We start from the raw sequence: 16,797 nt of genomic DNA on the forward strand, positions 1-16,797 counted from the left end.
TTATATAACGATTTCTTATCGAGCCCGATACAATAAGTAGCTCCCTATACCAAACATAAATACGATCGGTAAAAAAACAAACCATGCGGGTGATGGAGCATAAATCAGACTGGCATAACCTAAAAAGTCCTGCACATAATAGAATGCCAAGCCCACAAATAAGGCAATCACCAAACGGAATCCCATAGATTGCTGACGCAATGGTCCAAAAATAAATGAACAAGCAATCAAAACCAGTGCCAGCAAGGCAAAAGGTGAACCTACATTTTTCCAGAATGCCAATAAATAGGTTTTCGGTACTTGACTATATTCATGCATATAATCCATAAAACTTAACAACTGACTTGGTGCTAAATCTTCTGGATCAATCGTCACCATATGGACATACTTAGGTTGTAGCGCAAGAGCTAGATTTTGCTGATTTTGATCAACCACTTGTGCTTGACCATTGGCAAGTAAATTGACTTGGGCCGTCTGTTTTAAATTCCATTGCCCTTCTTTTAAAAATTGACCTTCTTCAGAATTGAGCAAAGATTTCATTCGATAATTTTCATCGAAATCCACCACCTGAACTTGTTTCAACGTACCTTGTGAATTGGCATAATCAATATAAATAAACCGTTGTCCTTCGCGTGTCCAATAGCCTTTTACTTCACCCAATGCTGCAACGCTACGGTGACTTTTAATGCTTTTGGCTTGCTCATTGGTATAAGGAATCACAAATTCACTCAAAGCAAAAGAAAGAATCACCAAAAGCATTGCAGAACGCATTACCCATCCAACAATGCGCCATAAGCTAATGCCTGCAGCACGCATGACAATTAACTCACTATTTGATGCCATAGAGCCTAAACCCAAAACGGCACCAATCAAAGCTGCAATAGGAAGGATTTCATAGAGATAACGAGGTGCCCCCCACAAAACATACTGCAATGCATTCCACGCTGTATAATTGTCTTTTAAGCTACTAAGCTCACCTAAATAGGTAAATAAAATTTGCAAAATGGAAAGCACAGCTGTTGCGCCTACCATAGCGAGTACTGTGGTCTTGGTCACATGTTTTGCGACAATTCTACGTGCTAACATTATGATTTCACTCGCTGTATTTGCTTCTTAATCTTCGGTGCCAACTTCTGCTTTCTTGAAAATAAAGCAGCGGCAATCGCATAGAACAAGAGTATTGCAGGATATGCCCAAATCCCAACTTCATCTTTACTGATCCTTGTTCTAATCGCCATCAACGCCACAATCAAACTGGCGAAAATCAATAAGGCTGGGAAGAGTTTAAGATAGCGACCTTGACGCGGGCTGACTTCACACAAAGCCGTTGCTAACATTAAAGCTACAATCATTGAGAATGGCACAAATAACCGCCATCCCAATTCACTTTGTATGACTGGGTCATCTTTATTCTCAAGTAATTTGCCAAAACCGAGTGCTTCAACCTCATCACTTTCAAACTTTGCTTCTTTATTATTCTCTAAACGTAAACGGTAGGTTTGAAATTCAGTTTGACTATATTTCGGTGTACCTGGATAAATTTCATAGCGTCGCCCCAGAACCAAGTCCACAACACTTGCAGTTTCATTCGCCATTTCCACACGGGTCGCTTCTTTCGCCAAAATCATGACATCAGGCTTACCTTCTTTCTCTGCACGCTGATAAAAGAAAATATCTTTAAGATTTTTTCGATCTTCAGACAGAGAACCAGCATAGATGGTATATGCACCCGATGAAATAAATTCTCTGGGTCGAACTAAATCAAAACCAGTTCGTACAGCTTGGGTAGAAACCAATTGCCCATACTGACGAAGTCCCCAAGGTGAAATCCAGATCATTAACGCACTTTGTACAAGCAAATAAACAATGGTTAATGGAATTAATAATCGAGCAACCTGAATACGACTGATTCCACTCCCATTGAGCACGGCCATTTCATGGTCAACATATAAACGACCAAAAACCAACATCAGCCCAATAAAGAAACCCAAAGGAAGGATTAAGGTCAAGAACTCAGGTAAACGAAATCCAATAATACTCAATAGAATACTTGGGTCTACACGCCCCATTGCAGCACGACCAAATTGCTTAATCAATTGCCCACCCATCATGATGAGTGTCAATAATGCAACCACCACTAAGGAGGTCGAAACGACTTGTTTGACAAGGTAGCGTCGAATAATCAAATTAATCTTCCAAATAAGGGTAGTATCATGACGTAGCGCTAGTTTACCCGAAGTTAAAATTATAAAACTAGATTGAAATTCTACCATTTGAAGTGGTTCAATGGTTTAATGATTTGAAATGTACAACAGGCACAAAGACAACATATGAAACTTACGATTAACACGTCATTTTCAGCGTCTACATCTCGCCAGGCGTTATTTATTCTGGTGGATTCTGAAAACTTACAACAGGTTCAAGAAACATATAAAATCAATGACTTAAACGCATTGATTGATAGCATTCAATATAAAGCAAGCTTAAATGAAACTTTACCACTGATCGGAAAGCTAACTCAAGTTGCGCAATGTACCTTAATTGGTTTAGATAAAGCATCTGATGTCAAAGTTGCAAAATTAGCAAAAATCGCACAAACCATTATCAAAGCGTCACAAAAAAAATTCCAACAAGTCAGTATTGATATTTCTGCGCTCCCTTCAGAGTTGCACTATTTATTTGCATTAAGCCTCACTCAAGCCGCTTATGGTTACGATGAGTATAAATCTAAAAAGAATGAATTCAGCTTAGAAAGTATTGAATTTATTGCGACACAATCAGATTTAAATAGCGAAAAACTGCATTTGATCTCTGCTGTGCAAAAGGGTCAAAACTTTACCCGCGACTTGGGCAATTGCCCACCAAATATTTGCTTTCCAGAATATTTAGCAGAACAAGCCCGTGCTTTAGCCGTTGAATTTCCTGATTTGCTAAAAGTAACTGTACTCGAAGAACAGCAATTGGCTGATTTAGGTATGAACGCTTTTCTCGCTGTCAGCAAAGGTTCTGACCGACCTGGACGTGTGATTACACTCGAATATAAGGCAGATATAGACCAAGCACCAATTGTATTGGTTGGTAAAGGTGTTACTTTTGATACAGGCGGTATTTCACTGAAACCAGGCTTAGGCATGGATGAGATGAAATTTGATATGTGTGGTTCAGCATCGGTATTGGGTACTATCCGTGCCCTATGTGAAGCAAAACTACCGATTCATGTGGTCGGTGCAATTGCTGCCGCTGAAAACATGCCATCAGGTCATGCAACCCGCCCTGGCGATATTGTCACCACCATGAGTGGGCAAACTGTTGAAATTTTAAATACTGATGCAGAAGGTCGTTTGGTACTTTGCGATACGTTAACCTATATCAAGCGTTTCAATCCTGCGCTGGTTATTGATATTGCAACATTAACAGGTGCTTGTGTGGTTGCACTAGGTTCTGTTGTCTCAGGCTTATTTACACCTGATGATGAACTCGCAGAAGAAATTACAGCAGCAGGACACGCATCATTTGACCGTGTATGGCGTATGCCAGTTTATGAGGACTATCAAGAGCAACTTGACTCGCCATTTGCGGATATTGCCAATATCGGTGGTCCAAAAGCAGGCGCAGTCACCGCAGCGTGTTTCTTGGAACGCTTTACTCGTGATTACCGTTGGGCGCACTTGGATATTGCAGGTACAGCATGGAACTCTGGCGCAAACAAAGGCGCTACTGGTCGTCCAGTACCATTACTCATGCAATTCATTGCCAATCGTGTAAAAACTAATGGCTAAAATTAGCTTTTACTTGTTTGAAAAAAGCCCTGAACGACAAGTTGAAAGTGCTTGTCGTTTATGTCGTAAAATTCTACGAAATGCAGCTAAAATTTGGCTGCATTGCCCTGATGTGAATATGCAACAACAACTGGATGAATATTTGTGGTCTTTTGATCCCACTAGTTTTTTGGCGCATGGTATTGATCAAGTCGATGCACCGATCTGTATTTCATCCAAACTTCCCGAATCATCTGAATGGATTGTGTTTAATTTTAACAGTCAAGCACTTGAACAAGTGACACAATTTAGTCACATTATAGAAATCATCGAAAATGATGAGTCTGCTAAGCAAGTTGGTCGAGAGAAATACAAAGCCTATCGACACATGGGTACTCAGCCTCAAACCTATAAGTTATAAATTTTAAACATTTTCCCAAGGAGATATGCGGTGACATTAAATGTCGGTCAAGATTTTAAAAAGCGTTGGTTAGACACGCCTGAGGCTGTACGCCAAACTTTTGTAGATGACCTCAATCGCATCTGTGATCTTCTCAGCCCAAAAACGGATGTACAACAGTGGTTAAGCAACGACCAACGTGAAATGCAAGTTGCTCAACTCAAAGTAGAACAAGCTTATGCTGACTTAAAAGCTCAATTGATCGAAGAAGCCCGTGTTCGTAAACAATTAGCACTAGAGAAAGCTTTAGCTGAAAAACGTGCACAACAAGATGCTTATAATTTAGAACTACAAAAAGATGAAACTCAGCAATATGAGCAACAAACACTAAACTTACAAAATTTACGTCAGCAAATTGATCTTGAAATTTCAATTTATAGTGAAAAATATACCAAGAATCCTGATACACCAGCGATCGACTATGCCAATGGTCAATTTGCTGTTGCAGATGCACAGATCACCTCGGAGCTAGAAAGTGTCCGTCTTCGTCTTGAATTAGAAGCTGAAACATTGATTGAACAAGCGGTAGATGCCTTTCGCAGTAAACTTCAAACAGCAGCAAAAGATGAAATAGAATATATTTTAGCAAATTCCAATTTCTCAGCAGAAAAATAGAAAAGCTTATCTATTTTATATCTAAAGCCTTTTTGACTTGTCACGAAAATGCAATATATTTGTCACAAAATAGTCATGCTAGATAGCCTTGATAAATGATCTTGTAACAATTAGGGCAAAATAAATGATGTGATAAATACTATTTTTATATGCTATAGCAAAGTATTTATCACCTTAATCAGGATGAATAAAATGGATCTGCTCAAGCAAATTTCGACCCGAATTGCTCAACTGCGTTCAGGAGAAAAATGGACCCTGTCTATACAAGATTTATTCATTAGTCGTGCAGATTTTCAATCACTGTCGGTATTTCTTTTTCGAGAATCAGAGAAAGGCAGTTTTTCACTCAAAAATACTGATCAAACCAAATCACGATTTGGTCATACATCACTCACCATTATCAAAAATTAATGTGTGCGGTATTAATAAAAAAATGTTAAGCCTTAGTCAAAATCAACTTCATCCTTAGGACTTTTTAATAAAGCATCACCTAGATGAAGCCCTAAGTTATTTAAGCTTTAACGGCAAAGCTTGGCAATAAAAGTTTGATATGATTCAACAATAGATTGATTGTATTGATCAAGAGACATTATATTTTACTGCAGGCGTTTTTAAGCAGATTGACCATATATAATGATAGCACTTTCAAGTTGGTCAAGCTGAATCACATTTAAAAACATTGCTAAGCTTAATTCAAAAAAAAGCTCCATAAAGAAAACGCTCAATAACGTTTTCTTTACTTCAAAAATGACAATATCATCCACAAATAATCTTTGAAATTAACTTAGCTTCAATTCTAAGATGCTCATTTTGATCTGCATCAAGTTCAATTAAATATTTTCCATTGGAATAAAAAATAGTGTCATCTTTTAAAGCGAAGCTCATCACCCCTCGCTTTAATGTCGTCATTTCACCCGTGGGTGACATTTTAACCAACTCCCAAGACTTTGGAATCATGCCAGGGTATTTTTCTCCAGACTTCTGATTACGCTCTAAATTTTGTTGAGCTTTGATCAGATTACCTTCAACAAATAATTCTTCTTCTGACTTTTGTTGAGACTTGGCAGGATTATTCCCTGATGTTGTTTTTAAAGATTCACCTGTATAACGCTGTGTAAAAAAATCTAACCAGCCCACAATTGCCCGAATAATTTTAAATGGTGCAAAAATAATATCTTTTATTGTGGTCACTGGCGAATGATGACTACCATCACGTGAATAAGGTCTTTTAATAAAATATAAATTTCCTAAACTATCCATTTTAGGTTTAAAGAAATCAAATTTCGGGTCCGAAGCAACCGTTTGTAACTCACCTGTCCCCATATCTAAATGGTAGATTTCCTTTGGGCTATAAGCAATTCGATGCTCGCCATAAGCTAGACCACAAGAGTCATAATAAAGTTGCATAGTATCTTGTGGATCAAAACATGGATTTGAGTCCTGACAGTCGCCTTCTGTTAAATACTGTGTCCGATTAGCGTCTAAAGGTAAAATACAAATATGGCGCTCATAACCACTTGAATTGACAGAGAGTGCTAATCGTTTTTTCGCTTCATCATATGCCATGTCCTGAACCACAAAATCATTTTTTCTGAGTATTAAACCCTCTGTTTCTTGCAAGTCATTGAGAGATTTAATATTAATTGATGTTCCTTCTTGTAAGCATGCGGTATAAATCATTTTATGATCCGATGTTAAGACCACATCGGTTGGAAAAATATGATTTAAATCAACTTGATCATCTTGTGAAAAATTTCCCGTAAACTGAGCACCAGTCCCTTTGGTTTTCCACTCTTTACGCTGCTGAATCTCAACTAGATTTTTCTTATATTGGTCAATCGCTTGGCAAGGTACGGTTATACTTTTATTTCCATCCAATAAATATAAATTTTGATTTGATAAATAAAACAATGATGACATAAATATTCCTTTGTTCTACTGATGACGATGTAGTTGACGAGAACGTCACAACAGTATTTTTTCTAATCTTGTTCTTCAGCAATATAGCATAAGATCACAGTCAATCTTATATTTTAGTCTTGGCACACAGCAAATAATTTAAAATCAAATACTTAATAATTTTTTAAACAAATTAGCTATGTGTTGCAAGTTTTCTTGAATGGTATAAGTTCTGATCACGAGTAACGAGAAAAGCAAAGGGAAAGTAAATTATTTTATGTTTGAATGATGTCGTAATGGTGAAATACATTAATTTCCCATTACGACCACAAGTTAAACAACAACTTTTGTTCCTTAAGGTTGCTTCAAATAAGGCCACGCTGCTTTGAGATAAATAAACATCGACCATAACGTCAAAATGACTGCTGTATACAGTAATGCATAAGCTAACATTTCAAGAGGTTGCCAATTTAACAGAAATACCGTGATCGCGATCATTTGAAATGCTGTTTTATATTTACCTACAGTCGATACCGCAACATTGGTACGTGCACCTAATTCAGCCATCCACTCACGTAATGCTGAAACAGTAATTTCTCGGGAAATAATTACAATTGCGGCAAAAGCCATTGCGATCGTAGGTTGCCATTGCACCAATACAATTAAAGCTGCTGCAACCATCAATTTATCTGCAACGGGATCTAAAAAACGCCCAAATGCTGAGGTTTGGTTCAAGGTTCGAGCCAAATAGCCATCAAACCAGTCCGTCACAGCAGCAATCACAAAAATTGCAGTTAAAATAATATGTCGTGTCATGCCACCAGTATGCCCACCTACTCCAATTGCAGGTGGCCAATAGGCGATGATTAAAAAAACTGGAATTAACGCAATCCGAGCAAGCGTCAAGATATTTGGAATATTCAGGATACGACCTGTAGTCATAGACACCGCCAGTGAGTCCCCTATTTACCCAATTTAATGGTAAATAATCATGTAGAGTAAAGCTCTATTTCATTCATACTTTATACGATTCACGTAAAACTGTCGACTAGGCAAATACAGTAACTGTCTGTCTTGCAATCGCAATGAGGCGATTTTGCTCGTCCCATAAGTAGGCATGCTCTGTTGCATAGCCATGTTCAGCAAAGTCTGTGATCACTTGATATTTAAACCAATCATTCAACTGATTGTTCAGTGGATGAACCAAGGTGACATGCCAAGTGAGTGAACTGGCAGGCGCGGGCATTTTAAACATCGGCAAGACTCCAGGTGGCCAAACATCCATCAGCGTCAACAGATCTGCAACATGCATTTCACGATTACTGTGTAGATCAGGGTCAAAACGACAACGCCCAGCAAAATCCGGTTGCTTACTGCCTGTCATGGGATAATTACCCTCGGTCCATCCCAATTGAAAATTCTTTACACATTCAGGAAAAGGTAAATACTTCGGCACAATACTCATTTGATCAAGTGATGGAAAATCAGGCACTTGTGGCTCTTTTGCGACCTGAATTTTTGAATCGCGCTGACTTCCAAAACTGGCAATAAGAATACTTTGCACAGCTTCATTTTGCCAAAGTCGAACCTCAATTGTTGTCACAGACTTGCCTTGACGAAGAATTTCAGCAGTTAATTTAACTTGTACTTCTTCAACTGGACCCACAAATGTAATGCTACAGCTAAGCAGCTTTTTCCCAGTATCAGCAATGGTGGTGATGGCTTTATGAATCAACATACCAGCGACAAGACCGCCAAAAATTGTACGTCCTTGTAACCATCCTTGAGGAATATCAATCCATTGCTTTTGCTCAATCTGCTGAAACAGCGATTCTAATGACATGATCTGTCCAATTTTTTGACCTTTGCTGTACTGTTCCATATTTAAAGCAAGATGAAAATGATCAATGACTCATGCGTCAATGGTCGTTTTGGCAAATGTACCTTATCCCTGATAACAATGTATTACGGATAACAGGGGCAGTTTACTCATGCAAAACTTTATAAATCATACGTGCCATGACATCACCAAGACCCGGAACATTTTTTAAATCATGTTCTGAAGCCTTGAGTACACCTTGAATACCACCAAAATGAGTAAGCAAATCACGGCGGCGTTTTGGTCCTAAACCAGGAATTGCTTCAAGCACTGAACCACCTCGTCGTTTATCACGCTTAGCACGATGTTTGGTGATGGCAAAACGATGTGCTTCATCGCGGACTTGTTGAATCAAATGCAGGGCTTTATGGTCTTCTGGGAGTTGTATTTTTGTACCATCGGTAAAATGTAAGGTTTCTAAACCCGGTTTACGCCCCTCACCTTTAGAGACTCCAACCATAAACGCTTCTAAGCCCAACTCTTGCATCACTTCCATCGCCATATGTAACTGCCCCTTACCCCCATCGATCAGCAATAAATCGGGCAACATGGCTTTTTTATAACGTCGAGTCAATGCTTGACGCATCGCAGCATAATCATCACCACCTGTAATGTCTTCGATCGAGAATTGTCGATAATCGCGCTTACGTGCCCCACCTGCATCGAACACCACACATGAAGCAATCGTTGCCTCACCCATCGTGTGGGAAATATCAAAACATTCAATACTGTCAATTGGGCGACCACACACTTGCTCAAGCTGATAAAAACGCTCATTTAGCTCTAAATGGTTGGCAAGTTTACCTTTGATGGCATGCTGTACATTCATTTCAGCCAACTCCAGCCATTCAGCACGAGTTTCTCGAACATTGTGTTTAATCTGAATTTTCTTTTCGAATTGTTGATGCAATGCTGCTTCTAATTCTTTCCGATCAGAAACCTCAACATTCACAATCAATTCAGCAGGGACTTCATCTGCCACTTGGAAATAGAAATTGGCAATAAAATCTGCCAACATTTGCCCCAGATCATCACCAAGCATATCTGGAAAATAACTTTTTCCACCCAGCATTTTGCCATTACGCACATGCATGATCTGTACACAGGTCACTCCTGCCTGATAGGCAATTGCCAAGATATCAGCCTCGCCTTTCACTTTATAAATGGCTTGTTGTGCCTGAACATCTCTAAGTAAAGCCATACGATCACGATAGAATACTGCTTTTTCAAATTCCAGATTCTCGGCAGCCTGTTCCATTTTTTGAATCAACTCCTGATTCAACTCTTTGGTATCACCATTGAGAAAGCGAATCGAGTTCTGAACGTCTTCATGGTAGGCTTCTGGGCTAATCAGTCCAACACAAGGTGCAGTACAACGTTTGATTTGATATTGTAGACACGGGCGTTTGCGCTGTGAAAAATAGCTATTTTCACACTGACGTACATTAAATAATTTCTGTAAAACGAGCAGGGTATCTCGCGCATTATATGCGCTGGGATAAGGTCCAAAAAACTTACCCACTTGGTGTTTCCCTTTACCTCGTCCTGAGGCAATACGCGGGTAAGGTTTATCTGCGGATACAAAGATATAAACATATGACTTATCATCACGCAGCATAATGTTATATGGTGGACGATGCAGCTTAATTAGATTTTGTTCAAGCAACAATGCTTCTGTTTCAGAACGAACTACCAAGGTTTCAATATTATAGATTCGTGCAACCAATGCTTGAGTTTTGGGATGTTCAATGGTTTTGACAAAATAACTTGATACACGATTTTTTAGATTTTTGGCTTTTCCCACATATAACAATTCACCATCTTTTCCTAGCATTTTATAGACACCAGGTAAGGTGGTCATATGGGCTAAAATCTTTTCAATGTTTGTTCGTGCGTTTTCGTTCACATTAAACCTGTTGTTCCGCTCTACACCTCATAATGTGATGCTTTTAAGCCTATTTTCAAGCATTTTAATTGTATTTAATTCTGAAACTGTTTTTTAAAAATAAGTCTTTAATGCCTTAAAACAGCCAATTTTTAAATTATTGCAGCATTCGTTACCTCGCTCATTCGTTCTTCATCATATAATTTTGTTTGTGGATAAGGGCGATCGACATAGATTGGCGGAGCGGAAAAACAGCCTCTAAACAGCCATTGTTTTGGATCAAAACGTTCCTTTTCAAGTATATACCAGTCTTCACTGGTATAATCTTTATCAGGATAGTAACCAGAATTCACTGTATATTGCGCGATTTGATCCTTTTTACAATGTATTGAAGCACGTGCAGAATCTACTTTATATTCACCCTGACCATCTAGAATATAAACAGGTGAAATATCTTGATCTTGTGAAAGTTCAATTAAAAACTCATGATCTGAGTCGACCTTAATCGCCTTAGCCCAGACACCTGCAATATATACAGGCTGTTGAAAACGTGCTTGCTCAAGCCCTGAAAGCGTTAAATAACGATAACGACCACCATCGTCATGCGCATTATATGCATTGATTAATGTTCCTTGAGGAAATACAAAACCATCATAAACATAATCCACTGGCAATATAAAACGTTTACGTTTTTCTTTATTTTCCATCGATACATTGACCTCATCACTTACTCGTTCTGACAGAAAAAACAGATAGATATTCCAGATATTGAAAACCGCAAAGAATACTAAAAAACATTTTACTTTCAGTGACAAAAAATGCTGATCTGGAACCTTATTGATAAATTTTTGAATGAAATAGTTCAGTCCCAAGACAACCAAGATGATGCATGAAATCCCCCCTAATATTGGGCAGATAAATAATAAAAAGAATTGTAGAAAGCTAAAAGTACCAATGGGGATCATTATTGTTCTCGATGGTTCATGTATAACACTTGAGCCAAGTTTTCTGATGACTACACGAGCGTTGATTCAATCGCTATTTGATAAGTTGTTGTTTCTCTACAGCCTCAATAAAAGCTTGGTGATTTCTTGGAGAAATCAGAACCTGCTTAATTTCACCATCTTTACTATATTCAATTTTCAACCGATCTAAAGATAAAGCAGGTGATGCAATCGAATCATGAGTAGGGGTGATCTTTTGAATGGTTGCCAATGGAATATACCATTTTAAAAATAAGCAAGAAATACTCAATATTCGGTCTTGAATCCTATAGCGAGTATTGAATGCAGGCCACCAAATCACAGCAATCGTGAGAATATAAACTATGGTATGCTCAGGATATTCAACCATTGTTCCTTTGGCATACATCGTAAACAGCAATTGAACCAGTAAACCTGTCATTGCAATTAAGAAACCTAACACCCACCAATCAATTTTAGTATGAAATTTTTGCATCACGTTCTTTATCATTTGTTTTACAAAATAATATTCTAGCTGAAATATGATCATTGAATCATTTATTTATACAATAAAAAAAACGCCCAAAATGGGCGCTTTAAATCAGATTAGCTTTTGAATAAAAGCAATAATCTGCGACATATAAGGACGAATAAAAATCAGGAAGAAAATACCCAACATCAAGAACCATTTTAAAAAATAGTACAATGAGCGATTGGATTTTTTCAGCGCTTTCGCCTTGATACGAATTTGATAAACATAACCAAAAACTTTATTTAAACCGCCAGTTTGGTCGCCTGCTTCGTTTGGAGAGCTGGCAGCCGTCATAACTTTTTTACCAAACCAATGGTTAAAGCGCTCCATTAACTTGGTTTTTAAAGGACGTTCAACATCAGCAAAGAAAATAATACGATTTTGATCCGTGGTATTTTCGGCATAGTGAATATAAGTTTCATCAAAAACCACACTTTCACCATCACGCCAAGAATAACGTTGACCATCTACGTCAATAAAGCAGCGGTCATCATTCGGCGTAATCAATCCCAAATGATAACGCAAAGAACCTGCATAAGGATCACGATGACGAACAAGACGACTATCAGGTGCAAGTTCAGTAAACATTGCTGCCTTGATGGTCGGCAAAGTTTTCAACAAAGCCGTTGTTTTTGGGCAAAGTTCCGCAGCAGATGGATGAGCAGAATCATACCATTTCAGATAAAAACGCTTCCAACCTGTTTTAAAGAACGAGTTAAAACCCAAGTCATCATATGTACTTGAAGCTTTAATTCCACCTTTAGCATATAAAGCTTGCGCTTCATCGCGAATCATTTCCCAGTTTTCATCCAATACTTTTAAATCTTTAAAATATTGCGTGTCGATATACGGCTGATTCGGCACTTTTGAAAACATATACATGAGAAAGTTAATCGGTGCGAGTATCGTTGAATGATCAAAAAATTGACGATAAAACGAATGTCGTACTTTACCGCGATTTTGGATATACAAAGCAGAAATCACAAAAATCGCCAATATGATCCATTTAATCATATAGCACTCTTTTTTAAAAAATCGGGATGTTCTACAGCATTGTGAACATTAGAATTAGATAGCGTAACTTTTATTATATCAAATCTACAAATCAAAAAAACTAAAACCAAGCAATCAACTGTTTTTATTATATTTATTTTAAAAAACTCCAATGTACAATAATTTTTATACATTGAAGTTTGGATTTATTTACTTAATTACGCTTACCTATTAATTTAATTCCAATCAATCAATTTCAATGAACTTAAAGTAGAAGCAGCTGTTGAATTAAAAACCGTACAACCATTTTTTAATCTTTCAATATTCAATTTTGGTATTCTTTCTTTATCTGTCGTGGTTCTACCTAATAGATTTTCCCACTGTCTAATTTCTTTACCGTTGGTCCATTCGATACGACTGTTGTACTCGGCTAAATATGTTTTATTTTGATATTTTACTGCAACAGCATCTTCGTCTCCAATGCCCAGTTCAATTTCATAAATCGTTGTCCAAGGAATCCCTTGCCAATTACCACTTTCGTAGCGATAACTCAAACCTAAAGGTTTGTAATGTTCATTTAAATAATCTACATAGCCAATATTATCTTGATTGAAGTCTTCAAAAGACTGATTAAATTCTTGGTTAGTCTCAAATCTAAAATAATCTTGGTTATTCTTAGTTGAGATAATTCGATAACAATTGCTGCCTTTTGGAAAGTTTTCTTTACCATATGAAGCTAACAATTTTCGTGCTTCTCCATAATTGTTTTCATTGTCAAAGCCTAAGCTACGGTAACTAGGTAAAACCGTATCAAAAATATTTCTGCCAGAAATATCTACTTTTTCGAGCTTAATATCTGTTTTTACATCACCAATTAATGTTGATGTCCATGATGTGGTCGAATTCAATATGACTTTGTTAGTTGCAATATCTCGTGGTGTGTATAGCTTATTTGCTGTAAGAATATATTCATCCAAACTTGTATTTGATTGAAGGTTCTTAAACTGCTTATTAAAAACTTCGTAATACTCCATCGTTAAATTATCTGAGTCATCATTAAGCTCATAGTCGACAAAATAATATCGAGTTCCATTTTCTAAATTGTCTTCGGTTGTTGTAGCGTTTGAGGAATTTGATGAAGAAGAATCTCCACCACCACCACAGCCGACGACAAGAAGACATACAGAAATAGCCATCAGCGTGAGTTTTTTGTTTTGTATAGGCATGATTAGTTCTTTTTTTGTGATAAACGTCGCATAAAATATTATATATATGACAAATATTATTCAATTGTTTTTTAAGAATTTCTAAAAAATTAATTCATATTTAAAACTCAGTTGACCTAAATGACAGAAATAACAAACCTAATTTAATATTTCAGCTCAATCCTTTTGTGAAAGAATGCTCAATAAAATATAAATTAAATTGCTAAAATATAAACACTTACACAAAAACGACTTACATTTCTTAAAATTCAACAGGTTAAATCAATATGATATCCAAAAAAAATTGATGACCCTTGCGTCACGGCTTGATACAACTTGTTAGGTTATTTTTAGATATAGTTATCGTAAGATTATTGAAGTCGAAATGTGTGCGGGAAAAGCATACACACTTCAGAACATCAACTTAGAAGTCCTCCAAAAAAGGAGATCAGGGCATGATCCACGCTGGCAATGCCATTACCGTCCAATTGCTTTCGGACGGAATTGCAGAATTCCGCTTTGACTTACAAGGTGAGTCGGTTAACAAATTCAACCGTGCAACGATTGAAGACTTTAAAGCTGCTATTGAAGCTGTAAAAAATAACAGTGAAGTGAAAGGTTTAATCGTTACTTCTGGTAAATCTACATTCATCGTTGGTGCCGACATCACTGAGTTCGGTGATAACTTTAAGCAAGGCGAAAGTGCGATTGTAGAATGGGCAATGCCTGTTCATCAAATCTTCAATGCGTTTGAAGACTTAGAAATTCCTAAAGTTGCTGCGATCAATGGCATTGCTTTGGGTGGCGGTTTTGAAATGTGTCTGGTATGTGACTACCGTGTCATGTCAACGACTGCAACCGTAGGCTTACCTGAAGTTAAATTGGGAATCATCCCTGGTTTCGGTGGTACAGTTCGTTTAAGCCGTTTGATCGGTATTGATAACGCTGTAGAGTGGATTGCAACGTCTGCAAGCAAACGCCCTGAAGCTGCACTTAAAGACGGTGCTGTAGATGCTGTTGTCGCTGCTGATAAATTACAAGAAGCTGCGATTGATCTTGTCAAGCAAGCGATCTCTGGTCGTTTGGACTGGAAAGCAAAACGTCAAGAAAAATTAGAGCCTGTTAAATTAGACATGCTTGAACAAATGATGGCGTTTAACTCATCTAAAGGTGTGGTACTGGCTAAAGCAAACCCAGCCCAATACCCTGCACCAAAACTTCTTCTTGATTCACTTCAAGCAGGTGTTAGCCAAAAACGTGACGCTGCATTAAAAATTGAAGCTGAAGCATTTGCTAAAGCTGCGATTACACCACAAGCAGGTGCTTTGATTGGCTTATTCATCAACGACCAAGTTGTGAAAAAAGCATCTAAAAAGCATGAAAAAGGTGCTCACCCTGTTAACCAAGCAGCTGTTTTAGGTGCGGGTATTATGGGTGGTGGTATTGCTTACCAAGCGGCGAGCAAAGGCACACCGATCATCATGAAAGACATTGGTAACCCACAACTTGCATTGGGTATGTCTGAAGCGAACAAATTGTTGACTAAACAAGTTGAACGTAAAAAGATGACACCTGCAAAAATGGGTGAAACGCTTGCACGTATCCGCCCAACTTTAAGCTATGACGAGTTTAAAGAAGTCGATATCGTGATTGAAGCGGTGACTGAAAATCCAAAAATCAAAGAAGCTGTATTGAAAGATACTGAAGCGAAAGTGCGTGAAAATACAATCATTGCATCGAACACTTCAACGATTTCTATTACACGTCTTGCTCAAGCCTTGGCTCGTCCTGAAAACTTTGTCGGTATGCACTTCTTTAACCCTGTGCACATGATGCCGTTGGTTGAAGTGATCCGTGGTGAAAAAACTTCTGAAGAAGCAATTGCCACAACTGTAGTACTTGCTCAGAAAATGGGTAAAACACCAATCGTTGTAAACGACTGCCCAGGCTTCCTTGTTAACCGTGTATTGTTCCCTTACTTTGGTGCGTTTGACCTTCTTCTTAAAGATGGTGCTGACTTCCAGCAAGTGGATAAAGTCATGGAAAAATTCGGCTGGCCTATGGGTCCTGCATACCTCATCGACGTTGTAGGGATCGACACAGGTGTTCATGGTGCTGAAGTTATGGCTGAAGGTTTCCCAGACCGTATGAAGCCTAACTACAAAGGTGCAATCGAAATCATGTATGAAAACAAACGTCTTGGTCAAAAGAACGACGTTGGTTTCTATAAATATGAACTCGATCGTAAAGGCAAAAAAGCCAAAACTGTTGATCCAACTGCATATGATCTTGTTGCAACAATGGCAACAACTGAAAAACATGAGTTTGATCCACAAGAAATTATTGACCGTATGATGCTTGCGTTCTGTAACGAAACTGTTCGTTGCTTAGAAGACAACATTGTTGCAACTGCGTCTGAAGCAGATATGGCAATGATCATGGGTGTTGGTTTCCCTCCATTCCGTGGTGGTCCTGCGCGATACATCGACCAAACTGGTGTAGCTGAATATGTAGCACTTTGCGACAAATACGCACACTTAGGTAAAGCTTATGAAGCGCCACAAATGTTGCGTGACATGGCTGCTAACAACAAAAAATTCTACGGTTAA

General features: G+C 38.0%; 16 protein-coding genes. 5 read left to right on the forward strand and 11 right to left on the reverse strand.

Translation table 11 applies throughout. From position 1 onward, the window contains the following. Positions 1-15 precede the first annotated feature (15 nt). Both lptG and lptF read right to left on the reverse strand, forming a co-directional pair. A complete protein-coding gene (gene lptG / locus AC1Z3T_RS07235) occupies positions 16-1,086 on the reverse strand; it encodes an LPS export ABC transporter permease LptG (protein WP_004826310.1) in 1,071 nt (356 codons plus the stop codon). Then, on the reverse strand, positions 1,086-2,186 hold the full coding sequence (gene lptF / locus AC1Z3T_RS07240) for an LPS export ABC transporter permease LptF (protein ID WP_010591214.1): 1,101 nt from the start codon (positions 2,184-2,186) through the stop codon (positions 1,086-1,088). Before lptF ends, lptG begins: the two co-directional genes overlap by 1 nt. Before the next feature lie 144 nt (positions 2,187-2,330). Between lptF and AC1Z3T_RS07245 the strand changes: the two genes are divergently transcribed. From AC1Z3T_RS07245 to AC1Z3T_RS07260, 4 genes are all read left to right on the forward strand, one after another. Beyond that, a complete protein-coding gene (locus AC1Z3T_RS07245; RefSeq protein WP_100886099.1) occupies positions 2,331-3,779 on the forward strand; it encodes a leucyl aminopeptidase in 1,449 nt (482 codons plus the stop codon). Continuing rightward, positions 3,772-4,179, forward strand: coding sequence for a DNA polymerase III subunit chi (locus AC1Z3T_RS07250; RefSeq protein ID WP_046759904.1), 408 nt, complete (start codon positions 3,772-3,774; stop codon positions 4,177-4,179). Before AC1Z3T_RS07245 ends, AC1Z3T_RS07250 begins: the two co-directional genes overlap by 8 nt. A gap of 30 nt (positions 4,180-4,209) precedes the next feature. Further along, entirely contained in the window at positions 4,210-4,833 is a 624-nt protein-coding gene (gene blhA / locus AC1Z3T_RS07255; RefSeq protein ID WP_005035326.1) for a cell division protein BlhA, read from the forward strand. Positions 4,834-5,025: 192 nt separating this feature from the next. After that, positions 5,026-5,244, forward strand: a complete 219-nt coding sequence (locus AC1Z3T_RS07260) for a hypothetical protein (RefSeq protein ID WP_009584473.1) — start codon at positions 5,026-5,028, stop codon at positions 5,242-5,244. 200 nt (positions 5,245-5,444) lie between these two features. Here AC1Z3T_RS07260 and AC1Z3T_RS07265 read toward each other — a convergent pair whose 3' ends face one another. From AC1Z3T_RS07265 to AC1Z3T_RS07305, 9 genes are all read right to left on the reverse strand, one after another. Beyond that, entirely contained in the window at positions 5,445-5,597 is a 153-nt protein-coding gene (locus AC1Z3T_RS07265; RefSeq protein ID WP_157811023.1) for a hypothetical protein, read from the reverse strand. Beyond that, on the reverse strand, positions 5,590-6,753 hold the full coding sequence (locus AC1Z3T_RS07270; RefSeq protein WP_100886100.1) for a hypothetical protein: 1,164 nt from the start codon (positions 6,751-6,753) through the stop codon (positions 5,590-5,592). The genes AC1Z3T_RS07265 and AC1Z3T_RS07270 overlap by 8 nt, the downstream gene beginning before the upstream one ends. A 333-nt stretch (positions 6,754-7,086) precedes the next feature. Further along, a complete protein-coding gene (gene pgsA, locus AC1Z3T_RS07275; RefSeq protein ID WP_004826293.1) occupies positions 7,087-7,674 on the reverse strand; it encodes a CDP-diacylglycerol--glycerol-3-phosphate 3-phosphatidyltransferase in 588 nt (195 codons plus the stop codon). 106 nt (positions 7,675-7,780) lie between these two features. Beyond that, positions 7,781-8,575 (reverse strand): thioesterase family protein, encoded by a 795-nt coding sequence (locus tag AC1Z3T_RS07280; RefSeq protein ID WP_100886334.1) that lies wholly within the window; start codon positions 8,573-8,575, stop codon positions 7,781-7,783. A 142-nt stretch (positions 8,576-8,717) separates the two neighbouring features. Then, positions 8,718-10,517 (reverse strand): excinuclease ABC subunit UvrC, encoded by a 1,800-nt coding sequence (gene uvrC, locus AC1Z3T_RS07285; RefSeq protein ID WP_151713861.1) that lies wholly within the window; start codon positions 10,515-10,517, stop codon positions 8,718-8,720. A 131-nt stretch (positions 10,518-10,648) separates the two neighbouring features. Then, positions 10,649-11,203, reverse strand: a complete 555-nt coding sequence (locus AC1Z3T_RS07290) for a hypothetical protein (protein ID WP_483396550.1) — start codon at positions 11,201-11,203, stop codon at positions 10,649-10,651. A 331-nt stretch (positions 11,204-11,534) separates the two neighbouring features. After that, positions 11,535-11,954, reverse strand: a complete 420-nt coding sequence (locus AC1Z3T_RS07295) for a PH domain-containing protein (protein ID WP_009584467.1) — start codon at positions 11,952-11,954, stop codon at positions 11,535-11,537. A 105-nt stretch (positions 11,955-12,059) separates the two neighbouring features. Further along, complete coding sequence (lpxO, locus tag AC1Z3T_RS07300) at positions 12,060-13,004, reverse strand: lipid A hydroxylase LpxO (RefSeq protein WP_009584430.1); 945 nt, start codon at positions 13,002-13,004, stop codon at positions 12,060-12,062. 215 nt (positions 13,005-13,219) lie between these two features. Further along, on the reverse strand, positions 13,220-14,209 hold the full coding sequence (locus tag AC1Z3T_RS07305) for a hypothetical protein (protein WP_483396551.1): 990 nt from the start codon (positions 14,207-14,209) through the stop codon (positions 13,220-13,222). A gap of 434 nt (positions 14,210-14,643) precedes the next feature. Here AC1Z3T_RS07305 and fadB point away from each other — a divergent pair, with 434 nt between their 5' ends. Continuing rightward, complete coding sequence (gene fadB, locus AC1Z3T_RS07310; protein WP_483396552.1) at positions 14,644-16,797, forward strand: fatty acid oxidation complex subunit alpha FadB; 2,154 nt, start codon at positions 14,644-14,646, stop codon at positions 16,795-16,797.

The sequence above is a fragment of the Acinetobacter sp. B-6 genome (genome assembly GCF_056930735.1).

What these genes read in the sequence shown, in the direction of transcription:
- AC1Z3T_RS07290 (WP_483396550.1), bottom strand. Translation starts at nt 11,203, where the DNA reads ATGGAAAATAAAGAAAAACGTAAACGTTTTATATTGCCAGTGGATTAT.
- AC1Z3T_RS07270 (WP_100886100.1), bottom strand. Translation starts at nt 6,753, where the DNA reads ATGTCATCATTGTTTTATTTATCAAATCAAAATTTATATTTATTGGAT.
- fadB (WP_483396552.1), top strand. Translation starts at nt 14,644, where the DNA reads ATGATCCACGCTGGCAATGCCATTACCGTCCAATTGCTTTCGGACGGA.
- AC1Z3T_RS07295 (WP_009584467.1), bottom strand. Translation starts at nt 11,954, where the DNA reads ATGCAAAAATTTCATACTAAAATTGATTGGTGGGTGTTAGGTTTCTTA.
- AC1Z3T_RS07245 (WP_100886099.1), top strand. Translation starts at nt 2,331, where the DNA reads ATGAAACTTACGATTAACACGTCATTTTCAGCGTCTACATCTCGCCAG.
- pgsA (WP_004826293.1), bottom strand. Translation starts at nt 7,674, where the DNA reads ATGACTACAGGTCGTATCCTGAATATTCCAAATATCTTGACGCTTGCT.
- lpxO (WP_009584430.1), bottom strand. Translation starts at nt 13,004, where the DNA reads ATGATTAAATGGATCATATTGGCGATTTTTGTGATTTCTGCTTTGTAT.
- AC1Z3T_RS07280 (WP_100886334.1), bottom strand. Translation starts at nt 8,575, where the DNA reads ATGTCATTAGAATCGCTGTTTCAGCAGATTGAGCAAAAGCAATGGATT.
- lptG (WP_004826310.1), bottom strand. Translation starts at nt 1,086, where the DNA reads ATGTTAGCACGTAGAATTGTCGCAAAACATGTGACCAAGACCACAGTA.
- AC1Z3T_RS07260 (WP_009584473.1), top strand. Translation starts at nt 5,026, where the DNA reads ATGGATCTGCTCAAGCAAATTTCGACCCGAATTGCTCAACTGCGTTCA.
- AC1Z3T_RS07305 (WP_483396551.1), bottom strand. Translation starts at nt 14,209, where the DNA reads ATGCCTATACAAAACAAAAAACTCACGCTGATGGCTATTTCTGTATGT.
- AC1Z3T_RS07250 (WP_046759904.1), top strand. Translation starts at nt 3,772, where the DNA reads ATGGCTAAAATTAGCTTTTACTTGTTTGAAAAAAGCCCTGAACGACAA.